Genomic DNA, 23,362 nt, shown 5'->3' on the forward strand with positions numbered 1-23,362 from the left:
GGCCGCGGACGGGGCCCCCTCCGGCCCTTCGGGCCGCCGCCCCCAGAGGGGGGCTCCGCGCCGCCTTGCTCAGCGGCGGGTCAGGCGCCGGCAGATTTCGTCCAGCTGTTCGAGGTTGGCGTAGCGGATCTTCAGCTCGCCCACGCCGCCGCGGTCGGCGATGTCCACCGCCATGCCGAGGGCGTCCTCCAGATCGGCCTCCAGGGCGGCGGTGTCGGCGTCCTTGGCGCGCTTCGGGCCGCTGGCCTTCCTGGCGCCCTCCCCGCCCCCGCCGGCGGCCGGCTTGGCCAGGGCTTCGGCGTCGCGGACCGACAGGCCCTTCTCGATGATCTGCTCGGCCAGGCCCTCGGGGTCCGCGGCGGTGAGCAGCGCCCGGGCGTGACCCGCCGTGAGCTGGCCGGTGACAACATACTCCTGCACCCGCTCGGGCAGCTGCAGCAGACGCATGGTGTTGGCCACATGGCTGCGGCTCTTGCCCACACGCTCGGCGGCCTGTTCCTGGGTGTAACCCATCCGGCCCATCAGGGCCTGATAGGCCCTAGCCTCTTCCATGGCGTTGAGGTCGGCGCGCTGGACGTTCTCGACCACCGCGATCTCGAACGAGAGGTTGTCGTCGACGTTGCGGACCAGGGCCGGAATGGCGTGCAGGCCGGCGCGCTGGCTGGCCCGCCAGCGGCGTTCCCCGGCCACGATCTCGAATTCGCCGGGGGTCTTCGGCGACGGCCGCACCAGGATCGGCTGCAGCACGCCGCGCTCGCGGATCGAGGCTTCCAGCTCGGCGATCTCGGCGTCCGAGAAATGCTGCCGCGGCTGGTCGATGTTGCGGTGGATCAGCTCGATGGGGATTTCACGCACCCCGGCCTGAGGATCGGCCGCATGCTCGATCTCCTCGGCCTCGCCCAGCAGGGCCGACAGGCCCCGGCCCAGTCCACGCTTCTCCGCCATAACCTCAAATCACCTCTGCCGCGACACGCTTGCGGCGTTCACGCTCGCGCAGCACCACTTCGCGGGCGAGCTTCAGATAGGCTTGGCTGCCGGTGCACTTCAGGTCGTAGACCAACACCGGCTTGCCGAACGACGGCGCCTCGGAGACCCGCACGTTGCGGGGGATCACCGTCTGGTAGACCGTGTCGCCGAAGTGGGCGCGGACATCGCCCGCCACCTGCTCCGACAGCGAATTGCGGCGGTCGTACATGGTCAGGATGACGCCCTGGATTTCCAGCGCCGGATTCAGGCTGCCGCGCACCAGGTCGACGGTGCGCATGAGCTGGGTCAGGCCCTCCAGGGCGAAGAACTCGCACTGCAGCGGCACCAGCACCGCATCGGCTGCGGCCATGGCGTTCACCGTCAAGAGATTCAGCGACGGCGGGCAGTCGATCAGCACATAGGTATAGGCGCCGCTCTCCCGGAGCGGGCTCAGGGCGTCGCGCAGCTTGAACGAGCGGCGGGCCTGCTGGCCCAGCTCCAGCTCGACGCCCGACAGGTCGGGATCGGCGGGCACCAGATCGAGACCCGGGACCGCGGTCTTGACCACCGCATCGGACACCGGCCGCTCGCCCATCAGCACGTCATAGAGGGTGTGCTTGCGCTGGGCCCGGCCGACCCCGAGGCCGGTGGAGGCGTTGCCCTGCGGGTCGCTGTCGATCAGCAGCACCTTCTCGCCCACCGCGGCCAGGGCGGTGCCGAGATTGATGGCGGTGGTGGTCTTACCCACGCCGCCCTTCTGGTTGGCGACCACCAGGATGCGGAGCGCCCGGTCAGACTTTTCGGCCACGGCCCCGCTCCCTTCCCAGGCTCTTCACTCGCACGATGCGGCCCCGCTCGTCACTCTTCGACGGTATGACATCCGCCTCGAATTCCCAAGATCTAGCGGCTTCGCTCATTTCAGCCGCTACATCTTGTCCCTTCAGGAACAGCCCCGTCGCGCCTGACTTCAGGTAGGGCCGGGCATACCCCAACAGGCGGACGAGCGGTGCACAAGCCCGTGCGGTGACAATGTCCACAGCCAAGTCGAGGTTTTCCGCCCTCTCATTGTGCACCGTGGCCGGCAGGTCGAGCTCGGCCACGATCTGGGAGAGGAAGCGGCAGCGCTTGGCCATGCTCTCCACCAGATGGACGTGAAAGCCATCGCGCCCCTTGCCGAGGATGGCGAGCACCAGGCCCGGGAAGCCAGCGCCAGCCCCGAGATCAGCCCAGACGAGGGCCTCCGGGGCGAACTTCAGCAGCTGGGCCGAGTCCCAGGCGTGGCGGTTCCAGAAGTCCGGGATGGTCTTGGGCCCGACGAGGTTCATCACCTCATTGCCCTCGGCCAGGCGATCCAGAAACCGGCTCAGGTCGGCGACCCGGGCCTCGGTGGCGTTCGCGGCGGCGGCGAACGAGGCGGCGTCCGTGACGATCATGGAGGTCAGGCCGCGCGACGGCGGACGTGGGCCAGGAGCGCGGTGAGCGCTCCGGGGGTCACGCCCTCGATCCGGGCGGCCTGGCCGAGGGTGAGCGGCCGGACGGCGGCCAGCTTTTCGCGCACCTCGTTAGAGAGGCCCCCGATGGCGGCGTAGTCCAGGTCGGCCGGAAGGCGCAGATCCTCGTCGCGGCGGAACGCCTCGGCGTCGGCGGCCTGGCGGTCCAGATAGCCGGCATAGGCCGCGTCGATCTCCACCTGCTCGCGGACCGCCGCGGGCCACTCGCCGATCTGCGGCCAGATGCGGGCGAGGTCGTCGAAGCCGATGGTGGGATAGGCAAGCAGCTGTAGCAGGTCGCGGCGCTGGCCATCGGCCTTCACCGGCAGGCCGGCCTTCTGGGCCTCGGCGGGCGTCAGGCTGAGCTGCCGCGCCAAGACCCGGGCGTCGGACAAGGCCTTCTGTTTCACGTGAAACACGCCGGCCCGGCGCGAGCCGACGACGCCCAGCTCGACCCCCTTGCCCGTCAGCCGCTGGTCGGCGTTGTCGGCGCGCAAGGTCAGCCGGAATTCGGCGCGGCTGGTGAACATGCGATAGGGTTCGGTGACGCCGCGGGTCACGAGGTCGTCAATCAGGACGCCGATATAGGCCTCGTCGCGGGCGAACCGGGCGGGCTCGGCGCCCGAGGCCGCGCGGGCCGCGTTAAGGCCGGCCACCAGGCCCTGCGCCCCCGCCTCCTCATAGCCGGTGGTGCCGTTGATCTGGCCGGCGAGATACAGGCCGGGGAGCCGCTTCACTTCCAGCGTCGGGTAGAGCTCCCGCGGATCGACGTAGTCGTATTCGATGGCATAGCCGTGGCGCTTGACCACCACGTTCTCGAGACCGGGGATGGTGCGCAGGAAGAGGTCCTGGGTCTCGGTGGAGACCGAGGTGGAGATGCCGTTGGGATAGACCGTGGTGTCGTCCAGGCCCTCGGGCTCAAGGAAAATCTGGTGGCTGGTCTTGTCCCGGAAGCGCACCACCTTGTCCTCGATGGAAGGGCAGTAGCGCGGGCCGCGCCCCGACACCCGGCCGCCATAGACGGCGCTCTCTTCCAGGCGCTCGGCGATGATCCGGTGGGTTTCTTCCGTGGTGTAGGTGATGCCGCACTGGATCTGCGGCACGGTGATCCGGTCGGTGAGGAACGAGAACGGGATCGGCTCGTCGTCGGCCGACTGCATCTCCAGCCGATCCCAGGCGATGGTCGATCCGTCCAGGCGCGCGGGAGTGCCGGTCTTCAGCCGCCCCATGGCGAGGCCGAGGGCATAGAGGCGATCGGACAGGCCGATGGCCGGCGCATCGCCGATGCGGCCGGCGGGAATGCGGGTTTCGCCCTGGTGGATCACGCCCTTGAGGAAGGTGCCTGTGGTCAGCACCACCCGGCCGGCGCGGTAGATTTCGCCCCCGGCGCCGGCGACGCCAGCGACCTGACCGTCCTCCACAAGCAGATCCTCCACCGCCTCGGCCTTGATAGTCAGGTTCGGGGTGGCCGCGAGTTCGGCCTGCATGGCCTCGCGATAGAGCTTGCGATCGATCTGAGAGCGCGGCCCGCGCACGGCGGCGCCCTTGGACCTGTTCAGCATCCGGAACTGGATGCCCGAGACGTCGGCCATGCGGCCCATGAGGCCGTCCAGGGCGTCGATCTCGCGGACGAGATGCCCCTTCCCCAGGCCGCCGATGGCCGGGTTGCAGCTCATCTCGCCGATCGTCTCGATCTTGTGGGTGAGCAGCAGGGTGCGCGCACCGAAGCGGGCGGAAGCGGCGGCCGCTTCGCAGCCCGCGTGGCCGCCGCCGATGACAATCACGTCCCAGGTCGTCATGAGGCGGCTCATATAGTCCATGGCGGCCGCGGTTTCACGTGAAACGTCGTCGCGACGGGGCCGCTGTTTCACGTGAAACAGCGCCTCACTTGCCGATGCAGAAGGTTGAGAAGATCCGGCCCAGCACCGCCTCGGGATCGATGCGGCCCGTGATCCGGTCGAGAGCCCGGGCCGCAAGGCGCACGTCCTCGGCGGCGAGCTCGAGGGCTTCATCGTGCGAGAGCGCGTGGCGCAGCCGTTCCGCCGCCGCCTCCAGAAGCTCCTTGTGTCGAAGGCGCGTAGCGGCCGGCGGCTCCGCCCCGCCCAGGGCTTCCACCACCCGCTCGGTCAGCAGCTGGCGGATCCAGGCCACATCGCTTGGCCCCCTGGCGGTCACCTCGGCGGAGGGGATGCCCATCCGCCGGCAGACCTCCGCCGCCCAGGCGCCGGCGGCGCCCACAGGCTGGTCGCGCTTGGTGATCAGGCAGATGTCGCCATCCCCCACTTCGTCCGGCAGGCCCGGCAGGCCATCGGCGGAGCCATCCACCAGCCACAGGCGAAGGTCCGCGGCCTCGGCCCAGGCCCGGGCCCGGCGCACGCCCTCGGCCTCGATTTCCTCCGCGGTCTCGCGCAGGCCGGCCGTGTCGGCCAGCAGAGCCTTGTACCCCCCCAGCACCAGCGGAACCTCGATGACGTCGCGGGTGGTGCCGGCGTGGGGGGTGACGATGGCGGCCTCACGCTCCACCAGGGCGTTGAGCAGGGTGCTCTTGCCGGCATTGGGCGCTCCGACCAGGGCGATCCGGTATCCCTCGCGCACCCGCTCGCCGCGGGACACGTCCCCAACGGCGGCCTCGATCTCCCCGATCAGACCCTGCAGCACCGGCCGGGCGCGGGCGGCCACATCGGCGGGGACCTCCTCGTCCGGGAAATCCACCGCCGCCTCGAACATCGCCAGGGCTTCGGTCAGGGCGTCGGACCAGCGGGCCTGCACCCTGGACAGTCGGCCGCCCAGCTGTTCCAGCGCCTGGCGCCGTTGCGCCTCGGTCTCGGCGTCGATCAGGTCGGCGACCCCCTCGGCCTGAGCGAGATCCAGCTTGCCGTTTTCGAAGGCGCGGCGGGTGAACTCCCCAGGCTCGGCGAGCCGCAAGCCGAGGTCCGACAGGGCCTGCACCAGGGCGCCCACCACCGCCGTCCCGCCATGGACATGAAACTCGGCGGCGTCCTCGCCGGTGTAGCTGGCCGGGCCCTCGAAGAAGAGCACCAGGGCTTCGTCGAGGTAGCGGCCTGCCCCGTCCCGAAGGCGGCGCACGGCGGCGAGCCTCGGAGGCGGGACGGCGCCGGCCAGGGCCGCCACCGCGCGCCGGGCGTCCGGCCCGGACACCCGCACCACCGCCACCGCCGCGCGCCCCGCCGCCGTGGCGGGGGCGAAGATGGTGTCGCTCATTCCTTGGGCGCGGCCCCGCCGAGGCCCGCTTCCATCATCTTGCGGAATTGCTCCTGGGCGCCCACGCCGAAGTTCATCCAGTTCTTCAGGAAGTCCTCGGGCGACAGGAGGGCGATATTGGCGTCGATCCGCTTGCCCATCTCCTGCACAAGATGCTCGTTCAGGCCGCTCACGTCGGGCAGGCCGAGGAACCGGCGCGCCTCCTCCGGCGTGCAGTCCACCTCGATGGTCATCTTCATGGCGTCGTGCCCTCGTACTGGAGGTTCCATATGGCCGCGAGGGGCCGCGTCGCGCTAGTACCCTTCGCCGATAGGCTTTGCATACGGGAGAGAAGACATGGGCGAACGCACCACCATCACCACGGCCGACGGCGAGTTCAGCGCCTATGTGGCCCGCCCCGCGGCGCAGAAGGCTCCCGCCGTCGTGGTGATCCAGGAGATCTTCGGGGTGAACAAGGTGATGCGCGACATCGCCGACGACCTCGCCGCCCAGGGCTACCTGGCCATCTGCCCCGACCTCTTCTGGCGGATCGAGCCGGGCGTCGACATCACCGACCAGTCCGAGGCCGAGTGGAAGAAGGCCTTCGAGCTGTTCAACGCCTTTGACGTGGACCAGGGCGTGAAGGACATCGCCGCCACCCTCAAGGCCATCCGCGCCGATGCGCAGTGCAACGGCAAGGCCGGCGCCGTGGGCTATTGCCTGGGCGGCCTCCTGGCCTTCCTCACCGCCACCCGCACCGACGCGGACGGCTCGGTCGCCTACTACGGCGTGGGCATCGAGAACCGCGTGGGCGAGGCCGAGAAGCTGACCCGGCCGCTGCTGATGCATGTGGCCGAGAAGGATCAGTTCGTCCCCAAGGAGGCTCAGGCCATCATTCTCCAGGCCCTGGCCCACCATCCGCAGGTCGAGCTGCACACCTACGCCGACCGCGACCACGCCTTCGCCCGCAAGGGCGGCGAGCACTATCACGAGGCCGACGCCAAGCTCGCCAACGAGCGCACCGCGGCCTTCTTCAAGAAGGTCCTCGGCTAATGCGGGCCATCCAGTTCAGCCGCACCGGCGGCCCCGACGTGCTCGAGCTGGTGGAGGTCGACACCCCCTCCCCGGCCCCGGGCCAGGTGCTGATCCGCCACGAAGCCATCGGCATCAACTTCATCGACACCTACCACCGCAGCGGCCTCTACCCCGTGAAGCTGCCGACCACCCTCGGGGGCGAAGCTGCGGGCGTGGTCGAGGCGGTGAGCGAAGGCGTCACCCGCTTCAAGGCCGGCGACCGGGTGGCCTATGCCGGCGGCTTCGGCGGCTATGCGGAGGCCAACGTCATGGCCGCCGACCGGGTTGTTCGGGTTCCCGACGGCGTGGATGCGCGCACCGCCGCGGCCGCCCTGCTCAAAGGCATGACGGTCGAGGCCTTCATCCGCCGCTGCTATCCCGTGCAGGCCGGCCAGACGGTGCTGGTCCACGCCGCCGCCGGCGGGGTTGGCCAGATCATGGTCCAGTGGCTGAAGGCCATCGGCGCGGAGGTGATCGCCACCGTCGGCTCCGAGGCCAAGGCCGCCCGAGCCCGCGACCTGGGCGCCGACCACGTCATCCTCTACCGGGAGCAGGACGTGGCCGCCGAGGTCCGGCGGATCACCGGCGGCAAGGGCGTGCCGGTGGCCTATGACTCGGTGGGCAAGGACACCTACGAGGCGACGCTCGGCAGCCTTTCGCGCCGGGGCTGGTTCGTCTCGTTCGGCAACGCCTCGGGCCCGGCGCCGGCGGTGGAGCCCCTTCGTCTCCTGCGGGGCGGCAGCCTGGTGTTCACCCGCCCCACCCTCTTCGACTTCGTCGCCACCACCGAGGAACTGGACGCCAGCGCCGCGGCGCTGTTCGACATGATCGCGTCCGGCAAGGTGAAGGTGGAGATCGGCCAGACCTTCCCGCTGGCCGACGCCGCCAAGGCCCATGAGGCCCTGGAGTCGCGGGCTACGGTCGGCGCGAGCCTGCTGATCCCCTGAGCCCACTGGGACGGCCGGCGGTTAGGAAACCTCATTTCCGACCGCCGGCCGGTCTCCGGCCTGGCTTGCACGCCGCGTTTCACGTGAAACAGAGGCCGCGCTGTGGCGCAGGGCGACGCACGACCCCTCGATCGCGGCCGCCAAATTCGCCACAGAGCCAATTTTCCAAAGCGAAGGGGCTCCGGTTTCCCGAAGCCCCTGAAATCGCTGAACTTTTCTGATCGCCGTGATCAGGTGTTCATGGACTGGAAGAACTCCTCGTTGTTCTTCGACTGCCGCAGCTTGTCGAGCAGGAACTCGATGGCGTCCTGAGCGCCCATGGGATTGAGGATGCGCCGCAGGATGTAGGTCTTCTGGAGGTGCTCCTTCGGCGTGATCAGCTCCTCCTTCCGGGTGCCGGACTTCAGCACGTCGATGGCCGGATAGATCCGCTTGTCGGCCACCTTCCGGTCGAGAACGATTTCCGAGTTACCGGTGCCCTTGAACTCTTCGAAGATGACTTCGTCCATGCGGCTGCCGGTGTCGATCAGGGCGGTGGCGATGATCGTCAGCGAGCCGCCCTCCTCGATGTTCCGCGCCGCGCCGAAGAAGCGCTTCGGCCGCTGCAGGGCGTTGGCGTCGACACCGCCGGTGAGCACCTTGCCCGAGGACGGCACCACGGTGTTGTAGGCGCGGCCCAGGCGGGTGACCGAGTCCAGCAGGATGACGACGTCGCGCTTGTGCTCGACCAGGCGCTTGGCCTTCTCGATGACCATCTCGGCCACCTGCACGTGGCGCGTCGCCGGCTCGTCGAAGGTCGAGGAGATCACCTCGCCCTTCACCGTGCGTTGCATGTCGGTGACTTCTTCCGGGCGCTCGTCGATCAGCAGGACGATCAGATAGCACTCGGGATGGTTGGTCTCGATGGACTTGGCGATGTTCTGCAGCATCACCGTCTTGCCGACCCGCGGCGGGGCGGTGATCAGGCACCGCTGGCCCTTGCCGAGCGGGGCGACGATGTCGATGACCCGGCCCGAACGATCCTTCAGGGTGGGATCGTCGATCTCCATCTTCAGCCGCTCGTCGGGGTAGAGCGGCGTCAGGTTGTCGAACAGCACCTTGTGCCGCACGTTTTCCGGCGGCTCGAAGTTGATCTGGTTGACGCTGACCAGGGCGAAGTAGCGTTCGCCCTCGCGCGGCGCGCGGACCGCGCCCACCACCGAGTCGCCGGTGCGCAGGCCGAACTTCCGGATCTGCGAGGGGCTCACATAGATGTCGTCCGGGCCCGGCAGGTAGTTGGCTTCGGGCGAGCGTAGGAAACCGAAGCCGTCCTGCACCACCTCGAGCGTGCCCGAGCCCGAGATCTCCACGCCTTCCTCGGCGAGGGTCTTCAGGATCGCGAACATCATGTCCTGCTTGCGCATGGAGTTCGCGTTCTCGACCTCAAGCTTCTCGGCAAACGCCAGGAGGTCGGCGGGCGACTTGTCCTTCAGTTCCTGAAGGCTCATCTGCGACAGCCCCATGGCGGCGATGGCCTTGGCGGCCTCGCTGGGTTCGTCGTCGGCCTCGGCCTCGTGGGCGGCGGCGTCTTCCGCCGAAGCCTCGGGCGCACCGGCGAGAAGCTCCGCAGCGCCGACGTCCACGGCCTCGGTTTCCGGGACCTCGGTCTCGGGGGTGTCTTGGGTTTCGTCTTGCATGTTGAATCCGCTCGGGATTTCGGCCGCGCCGGACAGGGTCCGGGCGGTCTGTGGAAGATGGTCAGGTCCTTGGCGGAGCCTGGATGTCGGTTCGGGGTCCGGTCCGGGGCGCGCTGTCGAAGCCTGCGTCCAGGGCCGGTGAAAAGGCGGGGCGCGCCGCTCGCCGCGACGCGTGGAGCGAGCAGGACCACATCAGGGGTGACGGGTCAAGCGGCGCCGGCCCCACGCTCTGGCCGGCGCCTTCCAGATGGGGTCAGCGGGCGCCGAATTCCAGGACCACGGCCAGGACGGCGATGACCGCCAGCAGGAACGGGATCTCATTGGTGGCCCGCCAGAACTTCGAGCTTTTCGAGCGGTCGCCGGCGGCCAGACGCCTGCGCGCCTTGGAGAGGAAGCCGTGATAGCCGGACAGGGCGATCACCGCCGCCAGCTTCACCAGCACCCAGGGCTGGGCCAGGAAGCCCCAGCCGCGGCCGGCCGCATGGACGTGGAAGAAGATCAACGCCAGCCCGAGGAGCCAGGTGACGGCCATGGCCGGGTTGATGATGATCCGCAGCAGCCGCGCTTCCCAGACCTGGAAGTGGGCGTCGAAGGGGCTGCCCGGCGGGGCCGTCTCGGTGTGATAGGCGTAGAGCCGCGGCAGGTACATCATGCCGGACATCCAGGCGATCACCGCGATGATGTGCAGCGCGCGCAGCAGGTTGTACCAGTCCATCAGGCCGCGTTCCCCTGAAGCTTCCTATCCCGGCAGGCGCACTTGCCATGTTCCGCCGGGCACCGCCAGGGGCCATAGGGAGCCGTCTCAACCCCCGCGGTCTCCACCGCCTCGGCCAGGGTGGCGATGAGACCCTCGGCCACCGTCGGCGTCGGCGCCCGAAGATAGGTCCCGATCCCCAGTTCCCGCGCCAGCTGCGCATATTCATGGTCGAGCTCGACCAGGGTCTCCACGTGCTCGGAGACGAAGGCGATAGGACAGATGAGCAGGCCCTTGCCGTCGGCCGCCGCCCGGCGGACCTCGTCGTCCGTGGACGGCTGGAGCCATTTCAGCGGTCCGACCCGGCTCTGGTAGCAGACCTTCCAGTCAGCCAGTTCCGGCAGCCTGGCCGCCACCCGGCGCGCGGTGGCCTCGACCTGCGCCTCGTAGGGATCGCCAGCGTCCACGACCTTCTGCGGCAGGCCGTGGGCCGAGAACAGCAGGCGGATGTTCCCCGGGCGGCCCGCCGCCTCCCAGGTCTGGCGGATCATGCCGGCATAGGCGTCAGCCAGGCCCGGCGCCTCGGGATAGCAGCAGACGATGCGCGTGCGGCCAGGCCCCCTGTAAACCCTGGCCCAATCCCTGAGCGACGAGGCGGTGGTGGTGGTGGAGAACTGCGGATAGAGCGGCAGCAGGACAATCTCGTCGGGCGCGAAGGCCGCCACCTGCCGCGCCGCCTCGTCGGCCCGCGGCTTCCAGTAGCGCATGGAGATGAAGACCCGTGTCTCGACCGCCGGCGTCCGGCGCGCGAGTTCGGCTTCCAGAGCCCGGGCCTGTTTCTCGGTCTCGGGCAGCAGGGGCGAGCCGCCGCCCATGATGGCGTAGTTGGCCTGGGCGAACTTCTCCCGCCGCGAGGCGATCAGGGCCGCCAGCGGATAGCGCACGATGGCCGGGACCTGCATGATCGCGGGATCCCGGAACAGGTTGAACAGGAACGGCTTGACCGCCGCCTGGCCATCCGGCCCGCCCAGATTGAAGAGGACGGCGGCGCGCTTCATGGCCTGATCCTGCCTGCCCGCATCGTCCTCACCTGCCGGTCACGCGGGCGACCACCCTGGCGATGTTCTCGATCGGCGTGTCGGGGATGACCCCGTGGCCGAGGTTGAAGATCCAGGGCCCATCGCCCCACTGGGCCAGGAGCTGTTCAACCCGGGCGTCCAGGGCGGGACCGCCCTGGCGGAGCAGCAGATTGTCCAGGGCGCCCTGGATGCACCGGCCCTGGGCCTGCAGGCGCCGGCCAAGGGCCGCGGTGGCCTGGGTGTCGAGGGCGATCCCCTCCACCGGACAGCCTTCCGCATAGATCTCGACCTGGGCGCCGGCCCCGCGGGGGAAGCCGATAATGGGGGCGGTGACCCCGGCGGCGCGCACCTTCTCCACGATGGCCGCGTGCGGCCGAACCACGATGCGCTCGAAGACGTCCTCCGACAGACCCTCGGCCCAGCTCTCGAACAGCTTCAGGGCCTGGGCGCCGGCCCTGGCCTGCATGACCAGATAGCGGGCGGTGGCCTCGACCAGCACGTCCAGCAGGGCGTCCAGCTCGTCGGGATGGGCGTAGGCATAGGCCCGAGCCGCCTCACGCTCCGAACCGCGACCTTCCAGCATGTAGGTGGCCACCGTCCAGGGCGCCCCGGCGAAGCCGATGAGGGCCCGGTCCGGCTCAAGCTCGGCCCGTACCCGCGCCAGCGTCTCGCCCACGGCGGCGAGGCGTCCGGTGGAGGCCTCGATCTGGTCGCGCAGGGCCTCGATGGGCGGCAGGGGATCAAGCCGCGGCCCCTCACCCGCCTCGAACCCGACCTTTTGGCCGAGGGCCAGGGGGATCAGCAGGATGTCGGCGAAGACGATGGCCGCATCCATCGGGAAGCGCCGCATGGGCTGCAGCGTCGCCTCGGCCGCCATCTCGGGATGCAGGCAGAACGAGATGAAGTCCGGCGCCTTGGCGCGAAGCTCGCGGTACTCGGGAAGCGAACGCCCCGCCTGCCGCATGAACCAGATGGGGGGCCGTTCCTGGGCCTCGCCAGCGAGGGCCCTCAGGAGCTTCGGGGTAGGATCGCTCATCCCGAGCCTTAAAGCGCGCCCGCCCGTCCGGCTCAAGCCCGGCCCGGACAGCCGTCCCTCTCTTCAATCCAAAAGAGTCTTGAAAGGGATGAGGAAGAAGGGATTGGGCCTGTCGAGGACGTGGATAATTGGGTCAGCCCACCATCGGCGCCCTGGTTTTTCCCAGGTCATCCCGGATCGGCGGCCGAAGTTCTCCCATCCTGTGGATCACGGGGATCGTCGGCCAACCCTCTCTGAGGCGATTAAGATTTCATTAACAGACGATGGAATGACCGTTGGTTTGACCGCGTCCGACCCGCGCCTGTCGACATTCCTGCATCCGTCGGCGCCCAGCCTGCCGGACCTGTTGGTTAATGAAGTGTAAACCGGCCGTTTCATCCCGCCCGTCCACCGCGGCCCCGAACGGCGCCCGCCGGGACGCGCGGTTCTCCCCATCGGCGCTCCCGTTCGCTAAGAGGAAGTCCACAGGTTTCATCCCCAGCTTCGGGCGCCCCCTTGCCGACCTCCACGCCACCACGGCTCGCCACCTACTTCCATGTCCACCTGGTGTCGGACTCCACCGGCGAGACGCTGAACGCCATGGCCCGGGCCGTGTGCGCCCGGTTCGAGAACGTGCTGCCGATTGAGCACATCTACGCCCTCGTCCGATCGCAGCGGCAGCTGGACCGGGCCCTCTCCGACATCGCCGAGGCGCCGGGGATCGTCCTGCACACCATCGTCGATGACGGCCTGCGTCAGGCCCTGGAGGACGGCTGCCGGCGGATGGACATGCCGTGCATTCCCGCCCTGGACCCGCTGGTCAGCGCCATGCAGCGGTACCTGGGGGCCGCGACCACCAGCCGGGTCGGGGCGCACCTGCGGCTCGACAACGACTATTTCAACCGCATGGACGCGCTGAATTACGCCATCGGCCATGACGACGGCCAGGGCGGCCAGGACCTCGACCAGGCGGACGTGGTGCTGGTGGGGGTGTCGCGGACGTCCAAGACGCCGACCTGCATCTACCTGGCCCACCGGGGCGTGCGGGCGGCCAATGTGCCCCTGGTGCCGGGGCGGCCGGTTCCCGAGAAGCTCTTCACCATGAAGAACACCCTGATCGTCGGCCTGACGATCTCGCCGGACCGTCTGATCCAGATCCGCCGCAACCGACTGCTCAGCCTCAAGGAGAACCGCGAGTCGTCCTATATCGACGTGGACTCGGTGCGGGAGGAGATCGTCTATGCCCGGCGGCTCTATGAGCGCTACAGCTGGCCGGTCATCGACGTGACCCGCCGGTCGGTGGAGGAGACGGCCGCGGCGGTGCTGAACCTGCTGCACGGCGGCCATGGCCAGATCGAGGTCCTGGGTTGAGCGATCCCATCATCCTGGCGTCGAAGAGCGCCGCCCGGCGCGCCGTGCTGGAAGGCGCGGGGGTGCCGTTCCAGAGCGTGGTGGCCGGCGTCGACGAGGACGCCGTGAAGGGCTCGTTGCTGGCGGAGGGCGCGGGCCCGAGGGACATCGCCGACGCCCTCGCCGAGCTGAAGGCCATCCGGGTCTCGGCCAAGCGGCCGGGCTTCGTCATCGGCTCAGACCAGACCCTGGATTTCGAAGGCCGGCTCTACGACAAGGCCGAGACCCTGGAGGCCGCCCGGGAGCGGCTGCGGCTTCTGCGCGGCAAGCCCCACAAGCTGCATTCGGCGGTGGTGGTGGCCAAGGACGGGGCGCCGATCTGGCGCGAGGTGGTCACCTGCACCCTGACGATGCGCGACTTCTCGGACGCGTTTCTCGAGGCCTATCTGGCGAGCGAAGGCCCGCAGGCCCTGGGCTCGGTGGGCTGCTATCGCCTGGAGGGTCCCGGCGCCCAGCTCTTCAGTCGCATCGACGGGGACTATTTCGCCATCCTCGGCCTGCCGATCTTCGGCCTCTTCGACCTGCTGCGCCGCCACGGAGCCCTCGCTGCATGACGTCGCCCATCACCGGACGCACCGTGGTCGCAGGCGTCGCCGGCCGACCCGTGGCCCACTCGCTCTCGCCCCTGATCCACAACGCCTGGCTGGCCGGCGCCGGGATTGACGGGGTCTATGTGGCCTTCGCCCCCGCGGAGGACCGCTTTCTGGCCTTCGTGGACGCCTGCCGCGGCGGGGCGATCCGCGGGCTGAACGTCACCATCCCCTTCAAGGAGGCCGCCCTGGCGGCGGCTGACGTGGTCAGCCCGAGGGCCGAGACGGCGGGTGCGGCGAACCTGATCGTCTTCGAGAGCGACGGTCGGATCTTGGCCGACAACACCGATGGCCTGGGGCTCCTGGGCGCCCTCGCCGCCCAGGCGCCGGGTTTCGATCCCGCCGCCGGGCCGGCGGTGGTGCTGGGCGCAGGCGGCGCGGCCAAGGGAGCGGTCGCCGCCCTGCTCGGCGCCGGGGCGCCGGAGGTGTGGATCGTGAACCGCACCGTGGCCAAGGCCCAGGCCATCGCGGACGCCGTCGGCCGCGGCGTGATCGCCCTGCCCCTGGACCGGGCGGTGGAGGCCTTCGCCGGGGCGGGCGTGGTGATCAACGCCACCTCGGCCGGCCTGGGCGGCGAGCCCAGCCTGGACACGCCCCTGGCCGCAACCCCGGAGACGGCGGTGGTGATGGACATGGTCTACAAGCCCCTGGTGACGCCGTTCCTGGCGGAGGCGCAGAAGCTGGGCCGGCGAACGGTGGACGGCCTCGAGATGCTGATCCGCCAAGCGGTCCCCTCGTTCGAAGCGTTCTACGGCGCGCCGCCGCCCGAAGCGGTGGATGTGCGGACCCTGGCCCTGAAGGCGCTCGGCCTATGAAGATTATCGGCCTCACCGGCTCCATCGGCATGGGCAAGTCGACCACCGCGGCCATGTTCCGCGAGGCGGGCGTGCCGGTCTACGACGCCGACGCGGCGGTCCACGCCCTCTATGACCAGGGCGGGGCGGCGGTGGGCCCCGTGGGCGAGGCCTTTCCGGGCGTGGTCAAGGACGGCCGGGTCGACCGGGAAGCCCTGCGTCAGCGGGTGCTGGGCGATCCCGAAGCGCTCAAACGGCTGAACGCCATCGTCCATCCGCTGGTGGGCCAGGACCGGGTGGGCTTCTTCAAGGCGGCCGAGGAACTGGGCGCCGACCTCGTGGTGCTGGACGTGCCGCTGCTGTTCGAGACCGGCGGCCACGCCAACGTCGATTATGTGGTGGTGGTCTCGGCCCCGCCAGAGCTGCAGCGCGAGCGGGTGCTGGCCCGGCCCGGCATGACGCCCGAGCGGCTGGATGCGATCCTCGCCCAGCAGACCCCCGACGCCGAGAAGCGGGCCCGGGCCCATTTCGTGGTCGACACCGGCCAGGGGCTCGCCCACGCCCGGGAACAGGTCTTCCATATCATCGCGGCGGTGCGCGCTTCCGCCGGTTGAAAAAGGCCGGCGACGCAGGCCATTGAAGGGTCATGGCGCGCGAGATCGTTCTCGATACGGAAACCACCGGCTTCGACCCCAAGACGGGCGATCGCCTGGTGGAACTGGCCTGTCTCGAGATTGAGGATTTCGTCCCGACGGGCCGTCACCTGCACGTCTACATCGACCCCTGCCGCGACATGCCGGCCGAGGCCGAGAAGATCCATGGCCTGTCCACGGCCTTCCTGCGCGGGAAGCCGCGCTTCGAGCATCCCGAGGTGGTGGACGCCTTCCTGGACTTCATCGGCGATGCGCCGCTGGTGGCGCACAACGCCGCCTTCGACCGCGGCTTCATCAACTGGGAGCTGGCCAACTGCAACCGGCCCGAGCTGCCCGAAGAGCGCTGGATCGACACCCTGGCCCTGGCCAAGCAGCGTTTCCCGGGGATGCACAACTCCCTGGACGCCCTCTGCAAGCGCTTCAAGATCTCGCTGGCCGAGCGTGAGAAGCACGGGGCTCTGATCGACACCAAGCTGCTGGCGGCGGTCTATCTGGAACTGCGCGGCGGCCGTGAGCGGCGCCTGGAGCTCACCTCGACGGTGGCCGTCAACGCCGTGCACGCCGCCACCCGCAACGCCTACGGGGCGCGGCCGCGGCCCCTGGCGCCGCTTTCCACGGAAAGCGAGCGTGCGGTCCACGCCGCCTTCATCCGCGAGGTGGTGAAGAGCGAAGAGCTCTGGAGCCGGTTCGGGCTCTAGTCAGGGCCGACCTCCCATCGAGGAGAGATCGGATCTTAGGGAGTCCGGGCGGGGGCGAGCTGTCCAGGCCTGACGCCCGAGCCTTGCGCCCGCCCGTCCCGAAAAGGATCGGATCGGCCGGCCTCAGGCGTGGCCGACCTGCTCCTGTTCCTGCGCCTTGCGGGCGGCATAGACCCCGGCGAAGTCGATCGGGTCCAGCAGGAACGGCGGGAAGCCGCCTTCGGCCGTGACGTCGGCGATGACGCGGCGGGCGAAGGGGAAAAGATAGCGCGGGCACTCGATAAGCAGCACCGGCTCCATCTCCTCGGCTGGAATGCCGCTGATCTGGAAGACGCCGCCGTACAGCAGCTCGACCATGAACAGGGCGCCGTCGTCGCGGGTGGCCTTGGCCGAGAGCTTCAGGTCCACCTCGAACAGGCCGTCCTCACGGCCGCGGGCGTTCATCTCGACGCCGAGGTCGATCTGCGGCTGCGACGGGCTCGCCCGCAGGGCCTCGGGGGCGCGCGGGTTCTCGAACGACAGGTCGCGGATGAACTGGGCGAGGATGCGGATGCCAGGGCCTTCGGCAGCGCCCTCGGGCGGAAGCGGCGCGCCGGCGTCGGATTCGGACATGGTCGAGCTAAAATCCTGCTGTGGGCGTCAAAGGTTTACGCCCTCTTGGGCGGCCCGGCTAACATGGGCCCTTGAGGGATGCAACGCCGCCCCTGACGGCGGCGTTCGAGCAGCCTATATAGAGGCGTTGGACCGTGTGCGTCCGAAGCCCAAGGGAAAGCGTTGCAAGTCCTCGAGCTGATCATCTTCGCCGGCCTCGCCGCCATCGTGCTCTACCAGCTCTATTCGGTGCTGGGCCGACGGGTGGGACGCCAACCGGAGGACCAGGCGCCGCCAGCCGAGGCGGGGCGTGGGCCCCTGCGGCCCCTCGATCCGCCGATCGAGCCGGTCGAAGAGGGGGTGGCCCTCACCGGTCTCGCCGCCGTGAAGGCCCAGGATCCCAGCTTCGACGTCAGCCGGTTCCTGGGCGGCGCGAAGCAGGCCTATGAGATGATCGTCCGCGCCTTCGCCGAGGGCGACCGCGCGACCCTGCAGAATCTCCTCGCCCCTGACGTGCTGGCGAGCTTCGAGGCCGCCATCCAGCAGCGCGAGACCGAAGGCCGCACCGAGAGCGTCGAGTTCCTGCACGCCCCCCGGGCCGACCTCGAGCGTGTGGATGTCGGCCCCGGCGATCTTGCCCGGGTGGTGGTCCGGTTCCTGGCCGAGTTCCGCAGCCGCTCCAAGGGCCCCGAGGGCGAGGCCGTGGACGACCGCCGCACCGCCGAGCTCTGGACCTTCGAACGCCACCTCAAGAGCCGCGACCCCAACTGGACCCTGGTCCACGTCGACGCCGCGGAGGCGTAGACCCCTTGAACCTCCGCCCGGTCCTGGGGGCGGCCCTGGCCGCCCTGAGCCTCGCCGCCTGCGCGACGCCCCAAGCCATCGCCCCCCAGGGCCCCGTGGCGCCCTATCGCCCGCCGCCGACGGAGGCGGGCCCGCCGCTCCGCCCCGCGCCGCCGCCGGGGTCGCGGGTGGAGCTGGCCGCCCTGCCCGGCTGGATGCGCGAGGATCATGCGGAGGCGCTCCGCGCCTTCCGCGAGACCTGCCACGTGGCCCGGCGGCGCGACCTGGCGGAGGCCTGCGCCAGGGCCCGCGCGCAAGGGCCGCTCGGCCCCTCCGACGCCAGGGCGTTCTTCGAGGACGTCTTCCAGGCCGAGGTCCTGCCCGGCGAGGGCGTGCTCACCGCCTACTACGCCCCGGTCTACGCCGCCCGGTCCCGCCCGGAAGCCGAGTTCAGCATGCCGGTGCGGCCCAAGCCCGCCGACCTGGTGAACGGCCAGCCCTATGCCTCCCGCGCCGAGATCGAGGCGCGCCCTGCCCGGGACGCCATCGCCTGGATGCGCCCCGAGGAGCTGTTCTTCCTGCAAATCCAGGGGTCGGGCGTGCTGGTCTTCGAGGACGGCCGGCGGATGAAGGCGCTCTACGCCGCCAACAACGGCCTGCCCTTCGCGGGGATCGCCAACATCATGCGTGACCGCGGCCTGCTGGCCCGGGACAACACCTCGGGCGAGGCGATCCGCGCCTGGCTGGCCGAGAACCGCGGGCCGGCGGCGGACGAGCTCATGCGCCTGAACCCCCGCTACGCCTTCTTCCGCCTGGCGCCCGACGACGGAAAGCCCCCCGTGGGCGCGGCGGGCGTTCCCCTGCCGGCCGGCCGGGCCATCGCGGTGGATCCCGCCTTCCACACCTATGGCGAACTGTTCTGGCTCGACGGCGAGGCGCCCCTGCTGGCCGGCGCCTTCCCCACCTACCGTCGTCTGGCCACGGCCCTCGACACGGGCGGGGCCATCAAGGGGCCGGTCCGGGCCGACCTCTACCTGGGCGAAGGGCCGGCCGCCGGCGTGGAGGCCGGGCGGGTGCGCCACACCCTGCGCCTCTATCGCCTCGTGCCGCGGTCGTGAGGCCTGCGCCGTGAAACGTCCGCTGAAGCGGGAGGAGCAGAGGATCTGGTCGCTGGTGGCGGCCACGGTCCATCCGCTGCCCGGCCGGGCGACGCCAAGGCAGCCCACGCCCCAGACGCTGGACGCCCCGGCCCGGATCGACCCGAAGACCGTCACCGTGCGGACCCCCGTTGCGCGGCGGGAGGGCGTCGATGACATCGAACCCAACCGCAAGACCCGCATCGCCCGGGAACGCGATCCCATCGGCGCGCGGATCGACCTGCACGGCATGACCCAGGACCAGGCGCGGGCGGCGCTGGAGGCCTTCCTCGGCCGGGCTTTCGACGAGGGATGCCGGGCGGTGCTGGTGATCACCGGCAAGGGCGTCCAGGGGGACGGGGTGCTGCGGCGTTCGGCCCCCGAATGGCTGGCGGCCAGACACCTCGCCCATATCGTGGCGGGCGTGTCGGAGGCTCACCGCCGGCATGGCGGGGCCGGCGCGCTCTATGTGGCGCTGAAGCGCAAGCCGCGGAGCTGAGGCGGCTCGGTCGTCAGGGCTTGCGGCCGGCCTTCTCGACGAGGCCGGAGGTGCCTTCCCGGGCCTCCAGACGTTCGGCCACCTCGTCGAGGCTGACCCCGGCGGCGGCCAGCACCACCAGCCAGTGATAGACGAGGTCGGCGCTTTCCGCGGTCAGGGCGTCGCGATCGCCCTGGGCCGCGGCGATCACGGCCTCGACCGCCTCCTCGCCCAGCTTCTTGGCGGCGCGGTCCAGGTTGGAGAGGAGCTGGGCGGTATAGGACGTGGAGCCGTCCGCGCCCTTGCGGCTCTCGATGGTGGCGGTGAGCCGGCCGAGAACCTCGGCGAAGCGCTGGTGGGCCATCAGGCGGCCTCCTCGGTGATGCGCACGGGCAGCCCTTCGGCGGCCATGGCGGCTTTCACCTCGCCGATGGACACCTCGCCGAAGTGGAAGATCGAGGCGGCCAGCACGGCGTCGGCCCCGGCTCGCACGGCGTCGACCATGTGCGCGGCTTCGCCCGCCCCGCCCGAGGCGATCACCGGCACGCCCACGGCCTGGGACACCTCGCGCAGCAGGTCGAGGTCGTAGCCGGTCTTGGCTCCGTCGCGGTCCATGGAGGTGAGCAGGATCTCGCCCGCCCCGTGCTTCACCACGTCAATGGCGTAGTCCACCACGTCGAGGCCGGTGTCCTCACGGCCGCCGTAGATGAACACCCGCCAGCGTTCGCCGACCCGCTTGGCGTCGATGGCGACGACGGTGGCCTGGCTGCCGAAGGCGTCGGCGCAGCCCGAGATCAGGGTGCGATCCTTCACGGCGGCGGTGTTGATGCTGATCTTGTCGGCCCCCGCCAGCAGAAGACGGCGGGCGTCCTCGACGGTGCGGATGCCGCCGCCCACCGACAGGGGCATGAAACAGACCTCGGCCGTGCGGGCCACCACGTCGAAGATGGTGCCGCGGTTCTCGTGGCTGGCGGTGATGTCGAGGAACATCAGCTCGTCGGCGCCGGCGGCGTCATAGGCCCGCGCCTGCTCCACCGGATCGCCGGCGTCGCGCAGGCTGACGAACTGCACGCCCTTCACCACGCGCCCGTCCTTCACGTCCAGGCAGGGGATGACGCGCACATTGAGCATCAGGCGGCGACCTTCAGGGCCTCGGCCGGGTCGATGGCGCCGTTGTAGAGCGCCCGGCCCAGCACCGCGCCGGCGATGGGCGTGCCGGCCCGCGCCTTGACCTTCACCAGGTCGTCCACCGAGGCGAGGCCGCCGGCGGCGATCACGGGAATCTTCACCGCATCGGCGATCGCCCCGAAGGCCTCGACGTTGAAGCCCATGACCGTGCCGTCGCGGTCGATGTCGGTGATGATCAGGGCGCCGACGCCGGCGTCCTCGAACCGCTTGGCCACGGTGATGGCGTCGAGGTCGCTGTCGGCGGTCCAGCCCTGGACGGCCACCTTGCCCCCGCGCACGTCGACGCTGACGGCGATCTGCTCGGGGAAGCGCCTGGCCGCCTCGATGACGACCTCGGGCTGCTTCACGGCCACGGTGCCGAGGATGACGCGGCTGACGCCGGCCTCGATCCAGCGCTCCACGTCGGCCAGGGTGCGGATGCCGCCGCCGAGCTGCACCGGGATCGACACCGCCGACAGGATGGCCTCCACGGCCGCGGCGTTCACCGCCTCACCCTGCACGGCGCCGTTCAGGTCGACCACATGGATCCAGTGGAAGCCGGCGTCGGCCCACTGACGGGCCTGGGCGCCGGGGTCGGTGTTGAAGACCGTGGCCGTGGACAGGTCGCCATGCAGGACGCGCACGCACTGGCCGTCCTTCAGGTCGATGGCGGGATAAAGGATCAAGGGCGCCACTCCAGGAAATCGGCAAGAAGGGAGAGGCCGGCGCCTTGCGACTTCTCCGGGTGAAACTGAACGCCGGCCATGACGCCATGCGTGACAGCGGCGGGGAAACGGCCGCCGTGGTCCACATAGGCCGCGACGTCGCCTGCGTCCTCCGCGAAGAAGGCGAAGGAGTGGGTGAAATAGACCGGCCGCCCCTCGAGGCTGCGGAACAGCGGGTGATCGGCCACGTCCAGCAGGGCGTTCCAGCCCATGTGGGGCACCTTGGCGGCCGGGTCGGTCGGCTCGATACGCTTCACGTCCCCCGGGATCCAGCCGAGGCCGGCGGTCTCGCCGAACTCGAGGCCGCGCGTGGCCAGGAGCTGCATGCCCACGCAGATGCCGAGGAACGGCGCGCCGCGACCGCGGACGGCCTCGGTCATGGCCTCGATCACCCCCTCGCGGGCCTGGAGCGCCGTCATGCAGGCGGCGAAGGCGCCGACGCCTGGCAGCACCACGCGGTCGGCGCGGGCGATCACCTCGGGATCGTGCGTCACCACGATCTCGGCTTTCCCGTCCGCGGCGCGGACCAGGGCCTTTTCGGCCGAGCGCAGGTTGCCCGACCCATAGTCGATCAGGGCCACCCTCTGCATCGTAATGATCCTAGAGGACGCCCTTGGTGGAGGGGGCGTGGCCGTGGGTCTTGGGGTCAAGCTCTATGGCCTGCCGCAGCGCCCGGGCCAGGGCCTTGAACCCACTCTCGGCGATGTGGTGCGAGTTGGTCCCGTAGAGGGTTTCCAGATGCACGCAGGCGCCGAGGTTCATGGCGAAGGCGTGGTGGAACTCCTTGAAGAGCTCGGTGTCCATCTCGCCGACCTTGGGGGTGCGGAACTCGGTCTTCCAGATGAGGTAGGGCCGGTTCGACAGGTCGATGGCGCAGCGCGCCAGGGTCTCGTCCATCGGGATGTAGGCGTGGCCGAACCGGCGGATGCCCTTGAAGCCGTCCAGCGCCTGCTTGATCGCCTGGCCGAGGACGATGCCAGTGTCCTCGACGGTGTGGTGCATGTCGATATGCAGGTCGCCCTTGGTGTCGACCTTCAGGTCGATGCCGCCGTGGCGGGCGAAGCTGTCCAGCATGTGGTCGAAGAAGCCCACGCCGGTGGAGATTTCGGACGCGCCGGTCCCGTCCAGGTCCACCCAGACCCGGATCTGGGTTTCCTTGGTGTCGCGGCGGACTTCGGCCGTGCGGCTCATGGTGTTCAATATCCCTTCGAGGCCGCCAGGTCCTTGAGCGAGACCTGCGGCCGCGGGCCGTAGTGCGAGATCACCTCGGCCGCCGCCAGCGAGGCCAGCTTGCCGCACTGCTGCAGCGGACGCCCGCGGGAGAGGCCGAACATGAACCCGGCCGCGTATTGGTCGCCGGCGCCCGTCGTGTCCACGACTTTTTCCACCGGCTCGGCGGCGACGGTCAGACGCTCGCCCTGCGAGAGGATGATGGAGCCTTTTTCGCTGCGGGTGACGGCGGCGAGCTTGACCCTCTGGCGCAGGGCCTCGGCGGCGGCGTCGAAGCTGTCGGTCTGGAACAGCGCCAGGAGCTCCGACTCGTTGGCGAACAGCAGGTCCACCTGGCTCTCGATGAAGCCGAGCAGGGCGGTGCGGTGGCGCTCCACCACGAAGCTGTCGGACAAGGTGAGGGCGATCATCCGGCCCGAGCCGTGGGCCAGGGCGGCGGCCTTGGCGAAGGCGCGGCGGGCGGCCTCGGCGTCGAACAGATAGCCCTCAAGATAGACGATCCTGGAGGCCTCGATGACGTCGGCCTCCACGTCGGCGTCGCTGAACTCCACCGAAGCGCCGAGGTAGGTGCACATGGTGCGCTGGGCGTCCGGCGTGACGTTGATCATCGACACCGCGGTGGCCGGGCCGCCCACCAGCGGGGCGTTCTCGAAGCGGGCGCCGATGGCGCGCATGTCGTGGGCGAAGACCTCGCCCAGCTTGTCGTCCGCCACCTTGCCCATGAAGGCGCCCTTGCCCCCGAAGCTCGCCAGGCCGGCGATGGTGTTGGCGGCCGAGCCGCCGGAGGTCTCCACCCCGGCCTGCATCCGGGAATAGAGCGCTTGGCTCTGCGCCTGGTCGACCAGCTGCATCGAGCCCTTCGCCAGGCCCTGCTCCAGGATCCACTCGTCGGTAGTCGGCGCGATCACGTCGACGATGGCGTTGCCGATGGCGGCGACGTCATAGAGCTCTGGCATTGCTGGACT

27 protein-coding genes are annotated in these 23,362 nt (G+C 70.0%); 10 read left to right on the forward strand and 17 right to left on the reverse strand.

Going from position 1 to position 23,362, the window contains the following annotated elements; all coding sequences use genetic code 11:
* Window positions 1–69: 69 nt before the first annotated feature.
* The 6 genes from BO64_RS03195 to BO64_RS03220 form a co-directional block, all read right to left on the reverse strand.
* Window positions 70–945 carry a ParB/RepB/Spo0J family partition protein gene (locus BO64_RS03195; protein WP_496401828.1) on the reverse strand — a complete coding sequence of 292 codons (876 nt, stop codon included), beginning with the start codon at window positions 943–945 and terminating at the stop codon, window positions 70–72.
* A 4-nt stretch (window positions 946–949) separates the two neighbouring features.
* Complete coding sequence (locus tag BO64_RS03200; protein WP_496401829.1) at window positions 950–1,774, reverse strand: ParA family protein; 825 nt, start codon at window positions 1,772–1,774, stop codon at window positions 950–952.
* Complete coding sequence (rsmG, locus tag BO64_RS03205; RefSeq protein WP_496401830.1) at window positions 1,758–2,399, reverse strand: 16S rRNA (guanine(527)-N(7))-methyltransferase RsmG; 642 nt, start codon at window positions 2,397–2,399, stop codon at window positions 1,758–1,760. Before rsmG ends, BO64_RS03200 begins: the two co-directional genes overlap by 17 nt.
* 5 nt (window positions 2,400–2,404) lie before the next feature.
* Window positions 2,405–4,255, reverse strand: a complete 1,851-nt coding sequence (gene mnmG, locus BO64_RS03210; RefSeq protein WP_496401831.1) for a tRNA uridine-5-carboxymethylaminomethyl(34) synthesis enzyme MnmG — start codon at window positions 4,253–4,255, stop codon at window positions 2,405–2,407.
* Between the two features lie 85 nt (window positions 4,256–4,340).
* Window positions 4,341–5,678, reverse strand: a complete 1,338-nt coding sequence (gene mnmE / locus BO64_RS03215) for a tRNA uridine-5-carboxymethylaminomethyl(34) synthesis GTPase MnmE (protein ID WP_496401832.1) — start codon at window positions 5,676–5,678, stop codon at window positions 4,341–4,343.
* Window positions 5,675–5,917, reverse strand: coding sequence for a DUF6489 family protein (locus BO64_RS03220; RefSeq protein WP_496401833.1), 243 nt, complete (start codon window positions 5,915–5,917; stop codon window positions 5,675–5,677). Before BO64_RS03220 ends, mnmE begins: the two co-directional genes overlap by 4 nt.
* A gap of 97 nt (window positions 5,918–6,014) precedes the next feature.
* Here BO64_RS03220 and BO64_RS03225 point away from each other — a divergent pair, with 97 nt between their 5' ends.
* Together BO64_RS03225 and BO64_RS03230 are read left to right on the forward strand one after the other, a co-directional pair.
* Window positions 6,015–6,710, forward strand: a complete 696-nt coding sequence (locus BO64_RS03225) for a dienelactone hydrolase family protein (protein WP_496401834.1) — start codon at window positions 6,015–6,017, stop codon at window positions 6,708–6,710.
* Window positions 6,710–7,678, forward strand: a complete 969-nt coding sequence (locus tag BO64_RS03230) for a quinone oxidoreductase family protein (RefSeq protein ID WP_496401835.1) — start codon at window positions 6,710–6,712, stop codon at window positions 7,676–7,678. Before BO64_RS03225 ends, BO64_RS03230 begins: the two co-directional genes overlap by 1 nt.
* Before the next feature lie 230 nt (window positions 7,679–7,908).
* On the opposite strand, the gene rho is transcribed toward BO64_RS03230, so the two are convergent.
* The 4 genes from rho to hemE all read right to left on the reverse strand — a co-directional run bounded on the left by rho (window position 7,909) and on the right by hemE (window position 12,163).
* Window positions 7,909–9,354 (reverse strand): transcription termination factor Rho, encoded by a 1,446-nt coding sequence (rho, locus tag BO64_RS03235; RefSeq protein ID WP_496401836.1) that lies wholly within the window; start codon window positions 9,352–9,354, stop codon window positions 7,909–7,911.
* A gap of 253 nt (window positions 9,355–9,607) precedes the next feature.
* A complete protein-coding gene (locus tag BO64_RS03240; protein ID WP_496401837.1) occupies window positions 9,608–10,069 on the reverse strand; it encodes a CopD family protein in 462 nt (153 codons plus the stop codon).
* Window positions 10,069–11,106 carry a ferrochelatase gene (gene hemH, locus BO64_RS03245; RefSeq protein WP_496401838.1) on the reverse strand — a complete coding sequence of 346 codons (1,038 nt, stop codon included), beginning with the start codon at window positions 11,104–11,106 and terminating at the stop codon, window positions 10,069–10,071. The genes BO64_RS03240 and hemH overlap by 1 nt, the downstream gene beginning before the upstream one ends.
* 28 nt (window positions 11,107–11,134) lie before the next feature.
* Window positions 11,135–12,163 carry a uroporphyrinogen decarboxylase gene (gene hemE, locus BO64_RS03250; RefSeq protein ID WP_496401839.1) on the reverse strand — a complete coding sequence of 343 codons (1,029 nt, stop codon included), beginning with the start codon at window positions 12,161–12,163 and terminating at the stop codon, window positions 11,135–11,137.
* A 495-nt stretch (window positions 12,164–12,658) separates the two neighbouring features.
* Between hemE and BO64_RS03255 the strand changes: the two genes are divergently transcribed.
* The 5 genes from BO64_RS03255 to dnaQ are packed head-to-tail and all read left to right on the forward strand — an operon-like array spanning window position 12,659 to window position 16,287.
* Window positions 12,659–13,513, forward strand: coding sequence for a pyruvate, water dikinase regulatory protein (locus BO64_RS03255; protein ID WP_496401840.1), 855 nt, complete (start codon window positions 12,659–12,661; stop codon window positions 13,511–13,513).
* Window positions 13,510–14,106 carry a Maf family protein gene (locus tag BO64_RS03260; protein ID WP_496401841.1) on the forward strand — a complete coding sequence of 199 codons (597 nt, stop codon included), beginning with the start codon at window positions 13,510–13,512 and terminating at the stop codon, window positions 14,104–14,106. The genes BO64_RS03255 and BO64_RS03260 overlap by 4 nt, the downstream gene beginning before the upstream one ends.
* Window positions 14,103–14,957 carry a shikimate dehydrogenase gene (gene aroE / locus BO64_RS03265; protein WP_496401842.1) on the forward strand — a complete coding sequence of 285 codons (855 nt, stop codon included), beginning with the start codon at window positions 14,103–14,105 and terminating at the stop codon, window positions 14,955–14,957. The genes BO64_RS03260 and aroE overlap by 4 nt, the downstream gene beginning before the upstream one ends.
* Window positions 14,954–15,550 (forward strand): dephospho-CoA kinase, encoded by a 597-nt coding sequence (gene coaE / locus BO64_RS03270; RefSeq protein WP_496401843.1) that lies wholly within the window; start codon window positions 14,954–14,956, stop codon window positions 15,548–15,550. Before aroE ends, coaE begins: the two co-directional genes overlap by 4 nt.
* Window positions 15,551–15,582: 32 nt before the next feature.
* On the forward strand, window positions 15,583–16,287 hold the full coding sequence (gene dnaQ, locus BO64_RS03275) for a DNA polymerase III subunit epsilon (RefSeq protein WP_496401844.1): 705 nt from the start codon (window positions 15,583–15,585) through the stop codon (window positions 16,285–16,287).
* Between the two features lie 123 nt (window positions 16,288–16,410).
* Here the strand turns inward: dnaQ and secB are convergent, their stop codons facing one another.
* Window positions 16,411–16,899, reverse strand: a complete 489-nt coding sequence (gene secB / locus BO64_RS03280; RefSeq protein WP_496401845.1) for a protein-export chaperone SecB — start codon at window positions 16,897–16,899, stop codon at window positions 16,411–16,413.
* 162 nt (window positions 16,900–17,061) lie between these two features.
* Here secB and timA point away from each other — a divergent pair, with 162 nt between their 5' ends.
* Genes timA through BO64_RS03295 form a run of 3 tightly spaced genes read left to right on the forward strand, consistent with a single transcriptional unit; the run spans window position 17,062 to window position 19,296 of the window.
* A complete protein-coding gene (gene timA / locus BO64_RS03285) occupies window positions 17,062–17,682 on the forward strand; it encodes a TIM44-related membrane protein TimA (protein ID WP_496401846.1) in 621 nt (206 codons plus the stop codon).
* 5 nt (window positions 17,683–17,687) lie between these two features.
* The gene (locus BO64_RS03290; RefSeq protein WP_496401847.1) at window positions 17,688–18,779 is read left to right on the forward strand and encodes an MltA domain-containing protein; all 1,092 of its coding nucleotides are present in this window, start codon (window positions 17,688–17,690) and stop codon (window positions 18,777–18,779) included.
* Between the two features lie 10 nt (window positions 18,780–18,789).
* Window positions 18,790–19,296, forward strand: a complete 507-nt coding sequence (locus BO64_RS03295; RefSeq protein WP_496401848.1) for a Smr/MutS family protein — start codon at window positions 18,790–18,792, stop codon at window positions 19,294–19,296.
* Between the two features lie 13 nt (window positions 19,297–19,309).
* On the opposite strand, the gene BO64_RS03300 is transcribed toward BO64_RS03295, so the two are convergent.
* From BO64_RS03300 to BO64_RS03325, 6 genes are read right to left on the reverse strand one after another with little or no spacing between them, the layout of a single operon-like run.
* Window positions 19,310–19,639: a phosphoribosyl-ATP diphosphatase gene (locus BO64_RS03300; RefSeq protein WP_496401849.1), complete on the reverse strand. Its 330-nt coding sequence runs from the start codon at window positions 19,637–19,639 to the stop codon at window positions 19,310–19,312.
* Window positions 19,639–20,406 carry an imidazole glycerol phosphate synthase subunit HisF gene (gene hisF / locus BO64_RS03305; RefSeq protein WP_496401850.1) on the reverse strand — a complete coding sequence of 256 codons (768 nt, stop codon included), beginning with the start codon at window positions 20,404–20,406 and terminating at the stop codon, window positions 19,639–19,641. Before hisF ends, BO64_RS03300 begins: the two co-directional genes overlap by 1 nt.
* Window positions 20,406–21,128, reverse strand: a complete 723-nt coding sequence (gene hisA / locus BO64_RS03310; protein WP_496401851.1) for a 1-(5-phosphoribosyl)-5-[(5-phosphoribosylamino)methylideneamino]imidazole-4-carboxamide isomerase — start codon at window positions 21,126–21,128, stop codon at window positions 20,406–20,408. Before hisA ends, hisF begins: the two co-directional genes overlap by 1 nt.
* Window positions 21,125–21,757: an imidazole glycerol phosphate synthase subunit HisH gene (gene hisH / locus BO64_RS03315; RefSeq protein ID WP_496401852.1), complete on the reverse strand. Its 633-nt coding sequence runs from the start codon at window positions 21,755–21,757 to the stop codon at window positions 21,125–21,127. Before hisH ends, hisA begins: the two co-directional genes overlap by 4 nt.
* A gap of 10 nt (window positions 21,758–21,767) precedes the next feature.
* Complete coding sequence (gene hisB, locus BO64_RS03320) at window positions 21,768–22,358, reverse strand: imidazoleglycerol-phosphate dehydratase HisB (protein ID WP_496401853.1); 591 nt, start codon at window positions 22,356–22,358, stop codon at window positions 21,768–21,770.
* A 5-nt stretch (window positions 22,359–22,363) separates the two neighbouring features.
* Window positions 22,364–23,353, reverse strand: a complete 990-nt coding sequence (locus tag BO64_RS03325) for an adenosine kinase (RefSeq protein ID WP_496401854.1) — start codon at window positions 23,351–23,353, stop codon at window positions 22,364–22,366.
* Window positions 23,354–23,362: the final 9 nt, after the last annotated feature.

The organism is Phenylobacterium composti DSM 19425, assembly GCF_059568645.1.